Source organism: Halostagnicola sp. A56 (genome assembly GCF_000691505.1).
Taxonomy (GTDB): domain Archaea; phylum Halobacteriota; class Halobacteria; order Halobacteriales; family Natrialbaceae; genus Halostagnicola.
In genome coordinates this window covers 156,282-170,918 of record NZ_JMIP02000020.1, presented here as the reverse complement: position 1 = coordinate 170,918, position 14,637 = coordinate 156,282, and the positions used below count along the sequence as shown (strand labels likewise).

Below are 14,637 nucleotides of genomic sequence, written 5' to 3'. Positions count from 1 at the left end.
GATGGCCATCGAAGACGACGTCCTCGTCATCGGCGGCGGGCTGGCGGGTGCGACGGCCGCCCTCTCGGCGGCCGAACGCGACGCGACGGTTCGACTGATCAGCTACAAGCAGAGCACGCTCCGCCACGCCAGTGGGCTGATCGACGTGCTCGGCTACGATCCGACGGCGGTCGCCGGTACGGGCGGCGAGCGCGAGGGGGGAGAACCGACGCCGCTGGTCGATCCGTTCGAGGCCATTCCGGACCTCCCCGAGGGCCACCCCTACGAGCGGGTCGGCCTCGAGGCGGTCCGCGAGTCGCTCCTGTTCTTCGACTCGGTCGCCGGCGACGCCTACGCGGGCGACCACACCGACGCGAACGCGCTGGTCCCGACCCACGGCGGAACCGTCAAACCGACCGCTCGCTACCCGGCGACGACCGCCGCCGGCATCGCGAGCGATCCGCGGTCGACCCTGTTGGTCGGCTTCGAGACTCTCCCCGACTTCGACGCGCCGCTGGCTGCGTCCCACCTCGAGGCCGCCGGGGTTCCGTTCGAGAGCCGCGGCGTCACGCTCTCGTTCCCGGGAATCGAACGGGACGACGCGAAGATTACCCGGTACGCCCACATCCTCGAGCGCGACGAACCGGTCGATTCGGGTGCCGGCCAGACGTCCGCGCGAGCGGCGCTCGCCCACGCGATCGGTGCGAAACTCGCAGACGAGTCTCGAGTCGGACTGCCTGCGATTCTCGGCGACGACCACGCGGACACCGTTCGCCGCGACCTCGAGGAACGGCTCGGCGTCGACGTCTTCGAGGTGCCGATGGGGCCGCCGAGCCTCCCCGGCATCCGGCTCGAGGACCTGCTCTACGACGCGCTCGAGGACGCTGGCGTCCGGGTGACGACCGGTGTTCCGGTCGTCGATTACGAGTCCGTCGACGCGGACGGCGCTGGCGCCAACCGCGGGCAGATCGACCACGTTCTCGTCGACCGGAAGCGAAAGCGGGTTCCCTACAGCGCGGATCAGTACGTCCTCGCGACGGGCGGGCTGGTCGGCAAGGGCGTTCAGTCCGACCGCGAGCGGGTCTACGAGCCAATCTTCGACTGTCACGTCGCCCACAGCGAGGATCGGTACGACTGGTTCGTCGACGAGGCGTTCGGCGAGCATCCGTTCGCCCAGTTCGGCCTCGCGGTCGATCGGGAGTTGTACCCGCTCGGGGCCGACGGCGAACGCGAGTTTTCGAACCTGCGCGCAGCAGGTGGCGTATTAGGCGGGTTCGATGCGCCCGCGGAGAAATCCGGCGGCGGCGTGTCGCTCTCGACCGGTTACGCGGCGGGGGCGGCCGCCGGCGAGGAGGTGGACCGATGAGCGGGCGAACGACCAGCGGGCGGACGACAGGCGTGCGCGAGAATCTGCGAATTCGGCCGAAACGGCCGACCGAAGCCGGTCGGCGAGCGATGACTGCGACTCGAGCGACGACGGTGATTCGATGAGTGAGACACACCAGCCGACGGACGACGGATCGAGAGACGACGAGTTCGAACCGGTACAGGTCTTTCCGGAAGCAGAGGAGATGGACCTCCGACCGGGGGCGGACGACTGTTACAAGTGCTCGACGTGCGATACGAACTGTCCCGTCGCCGAGGTCGACGACGAGTTCCCCGGCCCGAAGTTCCAGGGCCCCGAACAGTGGCGACTCAAGCGACAGGATGACCACGACATCGACGACTCGGTGATGAAGTGTTCGAACTGTATGCGCTGTGATAACGCCTGTCCATCGGAAGTGCCCCTCTCCCAGATGCACAACACGGCCAGAGGCGAGTACGTCGAGGAGAACATGAGCAAACTCTCTCGAGAGTACTGGCGGAATCGGCTCCTCTCGAACTACGGGACGATGGCTCGCATCGGAAGTAAAGTACCTCGGCTCACGAACTTCGTGATGGGGTTGACAGTGACACAAGTCGTAAACGAGAAGCTGCTCGGAATCACCGGCGAGCGGACGTTTCCCGCCTTCGCGACGGAGACGTTCCGCGAGTGGTGGGAAAAGCGAGGCGGGGCCGCCGCCTCGAGGGAGAACGCGCGAAAAGCCAGAACGCGCCGGGACGACTCGAGCGCCGACGAGCGAAAGCGGGTCGCGTACTTCCACGGCTGCTATTCGAACTACAACACGCCCGAGGTCGGCAAGGCGATGGTCGAGGTCTTCGAACACTTCGGCTACGAGGTCGTCGTTCCCGACCAGCGGTGTTCGGGGACTCCGATGTACGCGAACGGGATGTTAGACGACGCCGAGCGCGCCGCCGAGACGAACGTCGACGAACTGGGCGCTGCGATCGAGGAGGGGGCGGATATTATCGCCTCCTGTACGTCCTGCTCGATGTCGCTTCGTCAGGAGTACCCCGAACTCTTCGACTTCGAGGATACCGAGGCGGTCGCCGAGCACACCTGGGAGGCCCTCGAGTACCTGCGGGTTCACGAGGACCTCGAGGACGAACTCGCCGACGCGAGCGTCGACTCGGCGGACGTCGCCTACCACACGCCCTGTCACGCGCGCAATCAGGGCCTCGACGGCCAGACCGTCGAACTGCTCTCGGGTATCGACGGCATCGACGCGCACGACGTCGGCGACTCGTGTTCGGGAATCTCCGGCACCTACGGCTGGAAGACAGAACACTACGAGACGTCGATGGCGATCGGCGAGGAGATGTTCGAACACATGGAACAGGTCGACGCCGAGGCGGGGATGACGGAGTGTCCCACCTGCGCGATGCAGATGGAACACGGGACCGGCTACGAGATCGACCACCCGCTCGAGATACTCTCGGCGGCGCTGGTCGACGGGCCCGAAGCGGGCGGAGGGGACGCGGCCTGATGGACCTGCGCGATCGCATCGCTCGCCGACGGTCCGCACACAACGGGGGCCGGCTCGTCGTCGACCGCGAGTACCTCAGTCCCGCCGTTCACGCGACCGAACCCGTCGGCCGCGGCTCGGTGCTCGAGCAGTGTCTCGACGCGCTCGAGCCGGTGTTCGACGGGGAACTTCCCCCGCCCACCGCGGTCGTCGGGCCGCCGGGGTCGGGAACGTCGGCGATCGTCACGGCGCTTTTCGCGGCACTGAACGAAACCTTCGGCGACTCAGGGCGGGCGATCGGAACGTCGACCCGGACCGGCCGTTCGGGCCCGACGACCTGGTTCGTCTACATCGACGGCCGACGGGTCCAGACCCCGTTCGCGTTCTACCGGGCCGCGCTCGCGACGATATCCGACGACGCAGTCCCGACCAGCGGCGTCGGTACCGACGAACTGCGAGAACGAGTTATCGACCGACTCGAGCGCCCCGACCGACGGGCCATCGTCGCGATCGATCACCACGATGAACCCGAGACGCTGACCTACGAGCGGGTTCTCGACCTGCTCGAGCCGGTCGGAGACGCCGTTCGAACCGCCGCCGTGGGAACGCGCGAACCCGACGACTGGCACGACGCCACGATCACCGTTCCCGCTTACCGACAGCACGAACTCGTCGACATCCTCGCGGATCGGGCCTCGACCGGGCTCGCCGCCGGCGCGCTGGCACACGATTCGATCCGCCGCGTTGCCGAGTGGGCCGACGGAAACGCCCACGACGCCCTCGCGGCGCTGTACGTCGCGGCGGTCCGCGCGAGCGACGACGGAGCCGGTCAGATCAGAGCGGCGGACCTCGAGGCGGCGATCGCGGACGTGCCGAAAACAGGTATCCACATCGATCGAACGCTGGCATTGTCACGGAGCCGTCAACAGGTGCTGCTTGATTTGCTGTCGGTCTCGGACGGTTCGAAACCGATCCGCGAGGTCGCTCGAGCGATCGACGCGGAGTCCGAAGTCACCGCGAGCACCGCGACGCGATTCCTGTATGAACTGGCCGATATCGGGGTTTTAGAGCGGGTTGGGCTCGAGTCGACGGGGTCGGGTCGTCGCCCGAGTACAGTCGAACCGCGGTTCTCGCCGATCGCGTTTCGATCGCTGATCGCGGAGTAGCGTCAGACACCAGCGGTTGTTTTTTGTACTTTATCGTTAGCTGGTCTTGGTTCGGTGTTGCTGAAACAGTTTGAGAACGAAGAAATACGAAGCTATGCCTTACGAAAGACACGTTCGATACTGTTCCGATTCCATGGTTTTCGTATCTGAAATCGAGGTCGTGTCGTGAGCAAGCATCTTTCAGCGAGTGCTACACGGCGGAATTTGATGAACCTTGGGAGCGTGAGCGGACGGCGACACGCGACCGGTTGTTCTCTCCGTGAGACACAAGCGATTCTTCGCTTGATCGGCGTTGAACGCTCTCATCAAGCAATCTGTCACTGGGTATATCGGCTGGCTGAAAACGTGCCAGACCCGCCGACGGCGCAGCCGTCGCGGATCACCATTGATGGAACCGCTGTCAAGATCAACGGCAACTGGTCTTGGGAATATGCTGCAATAGACCTAGATTCACGATTAATTCTTGATGTCGCAGTGTTTGGACGACGAGGCACTGATCCAGCCGCTGCATTCCTGCATTGATTGACCAAGAAACACGATCTCTCCGAGACGATGTTTCTCGTCGATGGCTACGGCTACCTGACTGCCCTCTCTCGGTTGGGGTTAAACGGTCAGCTCCAAGAATAGGGTTGTGTTGCTGATGTTGACTTTCGTAGACTATGCTGGCTCGTAGCCTGCTCATATTGTTGATAGTCGCGATGCTGGGATCAATGAGTTGTGTATCCAGTTTCTCATGCCACTGTGCTGGCTTTGCTCGCTCGAACGCGTCGTCTGCGGCCCGTTCCACCGAAGAAAGCCAGCGTGGTCGATTGCCTTGACGGTCCACTCAGCAGGTTCATTGATGGGGTTTGCGATAGCAGTTCGCCGCTATAGAGATACCCTTCGTCGCCGTGGATACCAGTGATAGAATTCTCGATGTCATGGCCGAACAGGAATAGCGATTGCTCGAGGTTTACCATATCTGACGGAACTGCCCAGTCCCAAGAGCCGAGGTTTCTGCGGGTGGCACCAGGGTTTTATACATTGAATTTGTATTCAGTACTTGTATGGATACGCAATTCGAAGACAAGACTGCACTCGTCACCGGTGCAGGCTCAGGAATTGGTCGCGCAACCGCGGAACATTTCGCTCACTACGGCGCAAACGTCGTGGTCGCAGACATCGATACAGAGGGCGGAACTGAAACTGTTGACCAGATCGAAGCTGCTGGCGGGGAAGCAGTCTTTGTCCAAGTTGACGTGACCGATGAATCTGACGTCGAAGCAATGGTCGAAACCGCCTGTGACACCTACGGCGGCCTTGACATCGCACACAACAACGCGGGTATCGAAGGTGGCAATGCACCACTCACCGAGCAGAGTATGGATAACTGGCAGCGTGTTCTGGACATCAATTTGACTGGTGTCTGGTTAGCGATGAAATACGAGCTTCCGAAACTCACAGATACTGATGGCGGTGCCATCGTAAACACGTCCTCGATTGCCGGACTCTCAGCAGACGGAAGCGCCCCATATACTGCAAGCAAACACGGGGTTGTTGGACTCACCAAGTCTGCCGCTGTCCGTTATGCCGAGCAAGGTGTCCGTATCAATGCTGTCTGTCCTGGCGTGGTTCGGACACCCATGGTCGAACGAACACTCGAGGAACACTCGGAGGCAGTTGAAGCAATGACCCGCGAACAGCCTCTGGGCAGAATGGCAGAGCCGGAGGAAATAGCCTCCACTGTGGCGTGGTTGGCGTCCGACGATGCGTCGTTCGTGAACGGGCATGCGCTCCCGGTTGAGGGGGGAAAACTCGCCTGAGAAGACTGATCGTCCTGTAACTACTGTTGTGTTTCCCCACCGTCGACGGGAATCGCCTGCCCAGTGATGAACGAGGCTTCTTCTGAACAGAGCCACACAATCACGTTTGCTACTTCTTCAGGTGTCGCGGCACGTTCCATCGGGACGTTCTTGATAACCGCTTCGCGTTCTTCTTCGGACATCGATCGGAGAGCTGGTGTATCGACGATCGTTGGACAAACAGCGTTGACTCGGACACCATCTCCAGCAACCTCGAGAGCTGCTGTGCGTGTAAGCCCGACCACCGCATGTTTACTCGCTCCATAGGGTGCTCGACCTGGACTGCCTCGAATGCCGGCTTTCGAAGCGACGTTGACGATAGCGCCACCACTTGATTCGAGGAGTGCAGGGAGTTCGTATTTCATGCCGGCCCACACACCTGTTTGATTGACACCAATAACCTGATTCCAGTCTTCTTCGTCGATATCTGTTATCGGTGATGGTTGGTTGCCGGTCGCTGCGTTGTTGATAGCACAATCAAGCCGACCATGTTCTTCGAGTGTAGCGTCTATGAGTGCGGCTATCGAAGGCGGACGGCTGGTGTCAACCTCGACAAAGGTCGCGGATCCATGATTGGTGTTGATCTGTTCAGCAGTTTCTTGACCGGCTTCGGTGTCGATATCTGCCACAATGACATGTGCACCTTCATTCGCGAATCGTTGAGCAGTGGCATGTCCGATGCCGGAGCCGGCTCCGGTGATGAGAACGACGGAATCTGTATAGTCGAACATCTCTTTTATATATTGAATCTTTTGTAAAGGGCCTTCTGGTACGCAGTTGCTTCCATATTTTGACCGAGCAAAACCCATTCCCGACGAGCAAACCCACCTGTGGCGATCGAATAGTGGTTGCTCGTTCATCACTCTGACAGTGAGCCCGACTTTCGGTGACGCTTTGAGGTAAGTATGCTTTCAAGTTGGATCATAAGCGGAGTGCCCAGATCACTGTAACAGAAGGGGAGCTGACACCTAATGCTACAGACCCTGAGTCACTACCTATCTCCTGTTAAAATACAGGCTCGAAACAAGTAACGAATACGAGCTACTCAGAAGAAGCGGTGATACGGTCGATATGAGTTTGAATTGCTTCTTTTAGCAACTCAATTGACTCGTCCGGGTGGTAGACCGTAAGCCGGCGTGCACGGGTCCCAATCAACAGAGAAAGGAACAACTCAGCTTCTACTGCTGGAGTGATGTCTTCGAACACACCAGCTTTGACGCCTCGAGAAAGAATGTCTTGAAGAAGGCTCTTGAGTTCGTTATCCACGACAAGGTACTGTTCCCGACAGTCTTCGTCGTGTGGCGCATTAACTCGAAGCTCGAACATCGCTAGCATGATATGATACGTCTCTTCCTCGACGGTGGGTGGAAGAAGCGTATCAACGAGCGTTTCGAGTTCTCGCCGTGGTGACTGTGTGCTATCTGGAAGATTGGCAAGGAATTGCTGGAGCACGTAATCAAGGAAGTCGACGAGGAGTTCATCTCTGCCGTCATAGTGATAATAGATCAGTGTCTTGCTGTTTTCGAACTCGTCGGCGATGTGTTGGATTGTCAGATCGCCGTATCCGTGTTCACTTACGGCTTTATATGTTGCTTCCATAATGTCTCGTTTTACGGGGTCCATCTGGTCGAGATCATTTCCAATGAACTACGAAAATATCGGATTTTTCGGCCACGACGCGACGATTATTCCGGCAAACTTCTACGACTTCCACGGGCCGCAGTTCCGACTGTTTCGGCTCGGGACGTATCTCAACCCGGGGAAACGGCTCCGGTTCGAGGGATTCGATATCGACCAGACCGCGGACGAAACCGGTATTCGAGTGATCGGGACGAACGTCACCGATCGATTCGAAGTACGCGATATTACGATCCACGGCCAACACGACAGTGGGACCTGGGGACCGGCCCTGTTCGGGATTTCCGACCCGAACGGCAAGGGTGTCGTCGAGCGGTTCCGCGCGCCCGACGGTGGTCTCTTCGGCGACTACACGCCGAACGCGGAAAACACCTGGAAGGGACCGATCGGGATCGAGGCGAACATGAACCAGGGAACCCTCGAGTTCATCGACTGCGAGCTCGACGGCTTTCCGAGTACCGGGCTGTACGCATCAGGCGGTGACGGGAAAATTGTCGTCGAGGGTGGAACGTACCGAAACAACGGTACCGCGAGCCTCCGTATCGGCGGCAGAGACAGTGAAATTAGGGACGTGACGATCGAAGTCGACGAGGAGCCATCGTACGGGCTCGGCCAGCGCGGACTCCGTATCGAAAACAGCGACGGCGTCTACGTCGACAACGTCGACATCTCGATCACGGCCCCGCAGCCGAACAATCACGCCGTCTCGGTGATGAACACGTGCAACGGCTTACAGCTCGAGAACTGCTCGATCGAAATGAGAGGCGATCGGGTGAATCACGGCATCGTTGTCTCCCCACAGGCAGGCGAAGCGTGGATCAACAAGGTCGATATCGTCCACGAGACATCTGGCGGCTACCCGATCTGGATCCGCAACTCCGACAACGACGACCGTATTCTCGTCGAACGGGTCGACATCTCGGGAGAGGCCGGCGTCGAAGGTGGCTTCCGCGACGGCATCTGGTGTGGCAGAAACAACTGTCGGTTCAGTACGTTCGTCGTCGATCAGCCCGGTCGAGGCGACGTCAACCGGAACGGGATCATGATCACGGGCGAGGATACGGAAATTTATCGCGGCGAGTTCTACGCGAGTCAGTATCCCTACATCGATCAGGGCCACAACAACCACATTCGCAACTCGGTCATGGTCTCCGACGACGACGACCTCGAGGGGGCGCGCCTGTACTCGACCGCCACGGAGCCGACGCTCCAGTACAACCAGATCGTCAACGGCATCGACGACCTCGGCGCCTCGTCGGTCAGCAGCTGGCACAACGAGCCGTAGTCACTCGCGCCCTCGTCGTCGGGAACGGCCATCGATTCGGACGGAGTCGACCGGAGCGGCTACTTGGAGCCGTCTGCGGTCGCTCTGATCGCGTCCCGGAAGGTGACCGGTTCGAGGTCGCTTTCGTCGACCCACTCGAGAACGTCTCGAAGTTTCGATTCGGTCACGTCCTCTTTGAACGTGTGCGCGCCGATGATGGCGATCGCTTCCTGCTGTTCGACGTTCGCGAGCTGTGCTTTGGTGTTTTCGGTGCTGGTGTACTCGATGAAGTAGTTCCGATTGGTGTCGAACGGGTCGAACTCGTCCTTTGGGTTGAGCATCGAGCCCGGATTCACGTTCGCGATGCCGTCGTAGTGGTCGGTCGCGAACTCGAGGGCCCACTCGTCGACGATGTCGTACGGAGCGAGGAGCGTATCGACCACGAAGTCCATCGCCTCGAGTTGCTCCTTGCAGTCGCCGAGGAACTGGTTCATCAGGTCCTCGGGGTAGCGTTCGACGGTTTCGCCGGCCGCGAACGACTCGCCGATCGCCTCCTCGAACTCGATGTACGGTCCCGTCTCGTCCGTCGACGAGGCGGTGATGGCCCGGCGAACGCTGTTTTTCCCGTCGGTGATCTCGAGGTCGTAGATCTGGTGAAAACCGTGGTTTCGCTCTTCGGGGTAAATACGCGTGTCGCCGGGGTCAACGTCTTCGACGAGTTCGAACTCGCCGAGGGCGTTGTGTCCGGTCGTGTGGGCCATGATCTCCCATCCCGCGTCGGCGAGTTCGGTGAGTTCGGATTCACCCATCCAGTCACCGCCGTTGAAGTCCTCGCGGTCCATCCACTCCGTGACGATACCGGTGCTGGCGGGGATGTCGAACTCCTGATGGACCGGAAACGCCAGTTCGTAGTCGGACATGGGCCCGTCGTCGTAGACGAAGACGACCGCGCCGCCGTCGATGTTCGGGACGTCCCGGTCACTGTCACTCGAGCCGTCGCCCGGCGAGCCATCGTCGCTTTCGGTTTCGGCCGACCGGATTTCGTTCAACGCGTCGGTACAGCCGGCCGTCAGCGAGACGGTGCCGGCCGCGAGTGCGCCGAGAAACTGGCGACGTTTCGATTCGGAATCCATGTACTGTTCTTCCCGTCGGGCCCACCCTATCTACTTATATGTCGGTTAAGCGTCGAGTCGGTGCGCGAGCCGATCGGTCCGCCTGCCCGGACCCGACGAGCACAGACGAACCACGCTCGTCCGTCGTCGGTCGATCGAGCGTCGTCACCGTTCGGCGGGTACCGATCGAGACACGACGGTTCGAGGTCGCCCGAGCGTGATCGTCCGTCGCGTTTCACCCCCAGTCGCAATCGAGCGCGCGCCACGAGTCTTGCGTTTAACCCGGACATAATAAGGACCGGGTCATGTGTAGCTCCAGCCGATACCGTGTCTGTTCCGGAACGCGACCGAACGTCGACGGTGGGGGCGATCGATCGGATCGACTTCCGGTGGATGAGTTCGTGACAAACGTTATCCCAGTCGGCCGCTCGAGCGTCGGCGCTCTCCTGAGTACCGTCGCTTTGTCACCGATTCTGTACAGGCTGTTAGGTCCCGCCGCGTTCGGCGAGTACTCGTTTCTGCTCGCAGTGTTCGTGATCTATACTGCCGTGGTGAGCGTCGGCGTTCCCGACGGCGTCCGAACAACCCTGTCCGCGAATCGGCGAACGAACTCGAGCGGTCGGCTCGTCGTCGCACACGCACTCGCCGCGATCGGGCTGGCAGTGCTCGGCGCAGTCGCGCTCGCGCTCGCCACTCGAACCCGCGTCTTCGATACGATTTTCGGTGCCGGTGCGAGGCCGTATTTCTTCGTGTTCAGCGCGCTCGTGATCACGACCCAGATTCGGGAGTTCACCAGACAGACGCTGGCCGGACTCGGTCTCGAGGCCCAGGCCGAACGGCTCCCGATACTCGAATCGGTCGCCGTCGCCGTGGTCGTCCTCCCGTTCGTCGCCGTCGGCTTCGACGTCTTCGGCGCGCTCACAGCGCATCTGGTGGCGAGCGTCTTCGTCTCCATCGCGGGAGTCCGCCTCATCGTCCGACGCGTGTCGCTTTCGGAACTGGGCGCTCGATCCAGATCCGGATCCTGGCTCGAGCAGATTCGGCTCGATCCGCTGACGGCCGTCCGCACCGTTTTATTGGTGGCACTTGCTCACGTCGGCGTCGTCTTCCTGTATCGATTCGTCGACGCCGCCGCGGTCGGCACGTACCGCATCGCGCTCACGCTCGCGTCGGTTCTCTTCGTCGTTCCGCTCGTGCTCCGACCGCTGTCTGCCGATTCTCGCGCCGAGTCGTGGTCCCGGAACGGAGTGGGGGCCCGGTCGAATCCGGTCGGCGTGACGATCCGATACACGTTCGTCCTGACCGCCTGGAGCGCGGTCGTCCTCGCGTCGCTCGCGGACGTCGTGGTCCCCGCTCTGTTCGGCCCCGCAGCGACGAGCGCCGTCGGGCCACTCGTGGTGATGCTGCCCGGCGCGTTCGGGGCGGCGCTCGCCGGCCCCGTGCAGACGGCTTCGAGGACCGACGACGGCCGCCGGTATTCGGTCGCTGCGACAGCGGGCGCAGCGGGGCTCTTCGTCGCGGCGAGTCTCGTACTGATCCCGAACTTCGGTGTTCGGGGTGCGGCCGCTGCGACCAGTATCGGATACGGATCGCTGTTCGCGTTTCACCTCGCGAGCGCTCGAGCGCTCGATCTCGAGCCGCTCGCCGGCGCTCGACTCGGGCGGACCGCCCTGGGGAGTGCGCTCGCGGCGGTTCCGATCGTCGGCTTCTCGGCGGCGATCACGACCGGGTGGCTCGCGGTCGCGATCGTTCCCCCGGTCGCGCTCGTGTTGGTGTTCGGCTTCGGCGTTCTCGTCGGGGCCGTCGACCTCGAGGTGCCCTTCGAAGCGCTCGCGGCGGCACCCGACCCCGTCGGCGGCTGGGCCGACGCGGCGTATCGGCGCTTCGACGGGTTCGATGCCGATTCGGTGCCGATAAACTGGGTTCAGCGTCTGCTCATCTTGGTCGGGATCTCCCTGCTCGTGACCGGCCTCTTCGTCGGCCTGCTCGGATCCGGGATCGAAAGTCTGCGATTCTGATTCGAATCTCCCCGGCGTTCGCCGGGCAATCAACGGAGAGTTCGAGACGAGCGTGAGAAAAGAGAAGGAAGGGATCGTGCGGCAAGCGGCCGTCCGTCGAAGCCATCGCGTGCTCGTTTACAAGCGGGCTCGGAGAATGCCCCGGGGCTCGACGCGACGGCAGCCCTCACTGTGGATACTGTTGTTCTAACTGCTCGCTCTCTGCCATGTCGAACACCATCGCGAACAGCAACAACAAAACGCCGAGACAGCAGACGATCGCGCTCGCGATACCGCTCGTGAGCACCGGGCCGTTCTGCCCGACGGCATCGACGAGCGTCAGGCACGCGGCGACGATGCCGAGTGCGGTCGTCCCCGCACCGACGAGGTAAAACAGCGCCAGCGGGTGGAAATCCGTCACGAGGTGTTTCGTCTTCAATCGCCAGAGGAAGTCACGAAGCAACATGAACGACACGTTCGGAATGTACGTCGAGTACTCGATGCTCGACTCTTCGTCGCCGTAGACCGCCGGCATTCCGACGTCCGCGACCCGCATCTCGTTGACGTTGAGTTTGACCAGCAGGTCGTTACAGTAGCCGTAGTACTCGTAGAGCGAGGGAACGTCGACGGCCTCGAGCGCCTCGTGAGAGATCGCGGTGTAGCCGTTCTGCGGGTCCATCGTCTTCCAGTACCCCGAGGCGATCTTCGTCAGGAACGTCAACATCGAGTTCCCGACGAACCGGAACCGCGGCATCGCCGCGCGATACTCGCGATCGAGCAACCGATTTCCCTTCGCGTAATCGGCGCGTCCCTCGACGATCGGATCGAGCAACCGCGGGAGCTGTGAGAGGTCCATCTGCCCGTCGGCGTCGATCGTCGCCGTCACGGTCACGCCCTCCTCGAGCGCGGCGAGGTAGCCGGTTTTGATCGCGCCGCCGGCCCCCATGTTCTCTCGGTGCTGAATCGGGAGGACCCGCCCGATCGAGTCGTGGAGGGTCGCCCGGGTGGTGAGCGGTTCCGGCCCGCCGTCAGTTCGGGGCTGATCGTCCGCGGCGCTGGAGTGATCGCCGTCGACGACTGCCGATGAGATCGTTCCGGTCTGGGCCCCGGACCCCGCTCGAGCGGCCGCGAGAATCTCCTCCCACGTCCCGTCGGTCGACTGGTCGTCGATCGCGTAGATCCGATCGACGTACTCGGGGATCTCCCGGATGACGTCGCCGACGAACCCCTCCTCGTTGTACGCGGGGAGGACAACGCCGACGGTGGCTTCGCGGTACATCAGCGCTCACCGATCGCGCCGGTGCGACCGGTCCGCGAGCGCGCGCTTGGAGCGCGGCTCGTCATGTCTCGAGCAAGTCGCTCGCCGTCACGACCTCGACGTTCTGTTCGTCGATGTACGCGAGGAGATCCTCGAACTCGTCGACGGCCATCCCGCCGTCGCCGATCTGCTCGAAGCGAAGGACCGCGAGCTGGCCGTACTCGGCGGCGTACCCGACGTACTCTCTGGTCACGTCGCCTTCGGTACCGGGGAAGACGCCGACGTTGTGCGGATCCGTCAGCGGCAGGGCGTTCGGACTCCCGCCGTACCTGAACGCCTGTTCGTGTTGCTCTCGAAGGATGTCCATTGTGTTCGGGCCGAGGACGTTTCCCGGGGTCACGAAGTGGCGCGCGCCGTCTTCGAACCCGCGGCTCTCCAGGTAGGACTGGGTTTCGCCGATCATCTGGCGTTGTTCCTCGGCAGAGTAATCGGGCAGTCGGGACGACCCCGTTCCCGGACGTGCGAGCATTTCCCACCCGCCCTCTGAGAGCTCCTGTAACGACGAGTAGGAGAGTCGACCGGAGCTGTTTACCGTATTTGGGATAACGGACTCGACCCCAACGAAATCGTGCTCTTGCATCGGTTCGAACGCTTCAGAGCGGTGGCTCTCGAGCGTCCCGTCGAACAGCAACATGACCTTGCCTTTCTCCGGACGCGAGACGGAGCGAAGGTCGTCTACCTGACACTCGATCGCGCCGTCCTCGCCGCCTCGGCGACGCGCGGCGATGCGGATCTCGTGAACGGAACTGAGATCGGTGTGTGAATCGACGCCGGTGGTCCCGAGGTCCACGCGAACCCACCGGTCGCGCGGGCCGATGAGCGACCGCGTCAGCGAGTGAACGCTGTTCGAACCCGGGGCCAACAGATCGACCGTCAGGTGGAGTTGCTCGCGGCCGGTGAACTTGACCGCGAGCGAGAGGTTTCGGCCGCTGAGGTCCAGCCCGCCGGTGATGGTTCGCTCGATACCCGCGTACTCTGTGGACTCGTCGGCGGTGAGTTTCGCGGACTGTGAACCCGCGTACGAATCGTCCGAGGCCGCCTCGAGTTCGTTGTTCTCGAGCATCGGCTCCCACTGCTCTATGTCCTCGAAGTCCGCGATCGATTCTCCGGGTAATTGCTCGTCGTCGTCGCCGTTCCCACCGTCGTCTTCGTCGCCGTTCCCATCCGTCTCGGAGTCGTCCGTTTGGAACGGAAGCGACTCGCGTACTTCTGAGGCGCACCCTGCCAGCCCTGCCGTTGCGCCGACAGCGGCCGCGGCTATGAACGATCGTCGATTTCGCTTCGTCATCGACCAAGACAACGAGTCGTCTGACCTTTCTTATCCGTGTGTTAAGCGCCAGCGCGCTCCGGCCTCTTCTCCGGTCGAAACGCGACTGAGACGCGATTATCGGGACGATAAGCGGCCCAATTCATCAGCGAAGCTATCGGATCGAACGATTGTTTGTTTCCCGTGAAACAGTTGCTCTCTGTTCATTC

Annotated in this window: 12 protein-coding genes and 2 pseudogenes; 8 read left to right on the top strand and 6 right to left on the bottom strand. The window is 61.8% G+C overall.

Annotated elements, in window-relative coordinates:
* Nucleotide 1 precedes the first annotated feature (1 nt).
* The 4 genes from glpB to EL22_RS11930 are packed head-to-tail and all read left to right on the top strand — an operon-like array spanning nt 2 to nt 3,991.
* Nucleotides 2-1,345, top strand: coding sequence for a glycerol-3-phosphate dehydrogenase subunit GlpB (gene glpB, locus EL22_RS11940; RefSeq protein ID WP_050051714.1), 1,344 nt, complete (start codon nt 2-4; stop codon nt 1,343-1,345).
* Nucleotides 1,342-1,470 carry a hypothetical protein gene (locus EL22_RS19005; RefSeq protein WP_255349671.1) on the top strand — a complete coding sequence of 43 codons (129 nt, stop codon included), beginning with the start codon at nt 1,342-1,344 and terminating at the stop codon, nt 1,468-1,470. Before glpB ends, EL22_RS19005 begins: the two co-directional genes overlap by 4 nt.
* Nucleotides 1,467-2,846, top strand: a complete 1,380-nt coding sequence (locus tag EL22_RS11935; protein ID WP_050051713.1) for an anaerobic glycerol-3-phosphate dehydrogenase subunit C — start codon at nt 1,467-1,469, stop codon at nt 2,844-2,846. The genes EL22_RS19005 and EL22_RS11935 overlap by 4 nt, the downstream gene beginning before the upstream one ends.
* On the top strand, nt 2,846-3,991 hold the full coding sequence (locus tag EL22_RS11930; protein ID WP_050051712.1) for a Cdc6/Cdc18 family protein: 1,146 nt from the start codon (nt 2,846-2,848) through the stop codon (nt 3,989-3,991). The genes EL22_RS11935 and EL22_RS11930 overlap by 1 nt, the downstream gene beginning before the upstream one ends.
* Before the next feature lie 2 nt (nt 3,992-3,993).
* Here the strand turns inward: EL22_RS11930 and EL22_RS18510 are convergent.
* A pseudogene (locus EL22_RS18510) lies at nt 3,994-4,181 on the bottom strand (hypothetical protein); the annotation flags it as partial.
* Between EL22_RS18510 and EL22_RS16120 the strand changes: the two are divergent.
* Both EL22_RS16120 and EL22_RS11920 read left to right on the top strand, forming a co-directional pair.
* Nucleotides 4,138-4,609, top strand: a pseudogene (locus EL22_RS16120) (DDE-type integrase/transposase/recombinase); the annotation flags it as partial. The pseudogenes EL22_RS18510 and EL22_RS16120 sit on opposite strands and share 44 nt — an antisense overlap.
* A gap of 428 nt (nt 4,610-5,037) precedes the next feature.
* Nucleotides 5,038-5,793: a glucose 1-dehydrogenase gene (locus EL22_RS11920; RefSeq protein ID WP_050051711.1), complete on the top strand. Its 756-nt coding sequence runs from the start codon at nt 5,038-5,040 to the stop codon at nt 5,791-5,793.
* A 20-nt stretch (nt 5,794-5,813) separates the two neighbouring features.
* Here EL22_RS11920 and EL22_RS11915 read toward each other — a convergent pair whose 3' ends face one another.
* Together EL22_RS11915 and EL22_RS11910 are read right to left on the bottom strand one after the other, a co-directional pair.
* The gene (locus EL22_RS11915; RefSeq protein WP_050051710.1) at nt 5,814-6,563 is read right to left on the bottom strand and encodes an SDR family NAD(P)-dependent oxidoreductase; all 750 of its coding nucleotides are present in this window, start codon (nt 6,561-6,563) and stop codon (nt 5,814-5,816) included.
* Between the two features lie 310 nt (nt 6,564-6,873).
* A complete protein-coding gene (locus EL22_RS11910; RefSeq protein ID WP_231587942.1) occupies nt 6,874-7,455 on the bottom strand; it encodes a TetR/AcrR family transcriptional regulator in 582 nt (193 codons plus the stop codon).
* Between the two features lie 19 nt (nt 7,456-7,474).
* On the opposite strand from EL22_RS11910, the gene EL22_RS11905 reads away from it, so the two are divergent.
* On the top strand, nt 7,475-8,755 hold the full coding sequence (locus EL22_RS11905) for a right-handed parallel beta-helix repeat-containing protein (RefSeq protein WP_050051709.1): 1,281 nt from the start codon (nt 7,475-7,477) through the stop codon (nt 8,753-8,755).
* Nucleotides 8,756-8,814: 59 nt separating this feature from the next.
* Here EL22_RS11905 and EL22_RS11900 read toward each other — a convergent pair whose 3' ends face one another.
* Entirely contained in the window at nt 8,815-9,867 is a 1,053-nt protein-coding gene (locus tag EL22_RS11900; protein WP_050051708.1) for a polysaccharide deacetylase family protein, read from the bottom strand.
* Nucleotides 9,868-10,247: 380 nt separating this feature from the next.
* Here EL22_RS11900 and EL22_RS11890 point away from each other — a divergent pair, with 380 nt between their 5' ends.
* Nucleotides 10,248-11,864, top strand: a complete 1,617-nt coding sequence (locus EL22_RS11890; RefSeq protein WP_197075897.1) for an oligosaccharide flippase family protein — start codon at nt 10,248-10,250, stop codon at nt 11,862-11,864.
* A gap of 166 nt (nt 11,865-12,030) precedes the next feature.
* On the opposite strand, the gene EL22_RS11885 is transcribed toward EL22_RS11890, so the two are convergent.
* Nucleotides 12,031-13,122: a glycosyltransferase family 2 protein gene (locus EL22_RS11885; RefSeq protein ID WP_050051705.1), complete on the bottom strand. Its 1,092-nt coding sequence runs from the start codon at nt 13,120-13,122 to the stop codon at nt 12,031-12,033.
* 61 nt (nt 13,123-13,183) lie between these two features.
* Nucleotides 13,184-14,449, bottom strand: a complete 1,266-nt coding sequence (locus tag EL22_RS11880; protein ID WP_050051704.1) for a hypothetical protein — start codon at nt 14,447-14,449, stop codon at nt 13,184-13,186.
* Nucleotides 14,450-14,637: the final 188 nt, after the last annotated feature.

Coding starts and splice junctions, on each gene's coding strand:
- EL22_RS11905 (WP_050051709.1), top strand. CDS start 7,475: ATGAACTACGAAAATATCGGATTTTTCGGCCACGACGCGACGATTATT.
- glpB (WP_050051714.1), top strand. CDS start 2: ATGGCCATCGAAGACGACGTCCTCGTCATCGGCGGCGGGCTGGCGGGT.
- EL22_RS11920 (WP_050051711.1), top strand. CDS start 5,038: ATGGATACGCAATTCGAAGACAAGACTGCACTCGTCACCGGTGCAGGC.
- EL22_RS11910 (WP_231587942.1), bottom strand. CDS start 7,455: ATGGACCCCGTAAAACGAGACATTATGGAAGCAACATATAAAGCCGTA.
- EL22_RS11930 (WP_050051712.1), top strand. CDS start 2,846: ATGGACCTGCGCGATCGCATCGCTCGCCGACGGTCCGCACACAACGGG.
- EL22_RS19005 (WP_255349671.1), top strand. CDS start 1,342: ATGAGCGGGCGAACGACCAGCGGGCGGACGACAGGCGTGCGCGAGAAT.
- EL22_RS11885 (WP_050051705.1), bottom strand. CDS start 13,122: ATGTACCGCGAAGCCACCGTCGGCGTTGTCCTCCCCGCGTACAACGAG.
- EL22_RS11935 (WP_050051713.1), top strand. CDS start 1,467: ATGAGTGAGACACACCAGCCGACGGACGACGGATCGAGAGACGACGAG.
- EL22_RS11880 (WP_050051704.1), bottom strand. CDS start 14,449: ATGACGAAGCGAAATCGACGATCGTTCATAGCCGCGGCCGCTGTCGGC.
- EL22_RS11915 (WP_050051710.1), bottom strand. CDS start 6,563: ATGTTCGACTATACAGATTCCGTCGTTCTCATCACCGGAGCCGGCTCC.
- EL22_RS11900 (WP_050051708.1), bottom strand. CDS start 9,867: ATGGATTCCGAATCGAAACGTCGCCAGTTTCTCGGCGCACTCGCGGCC.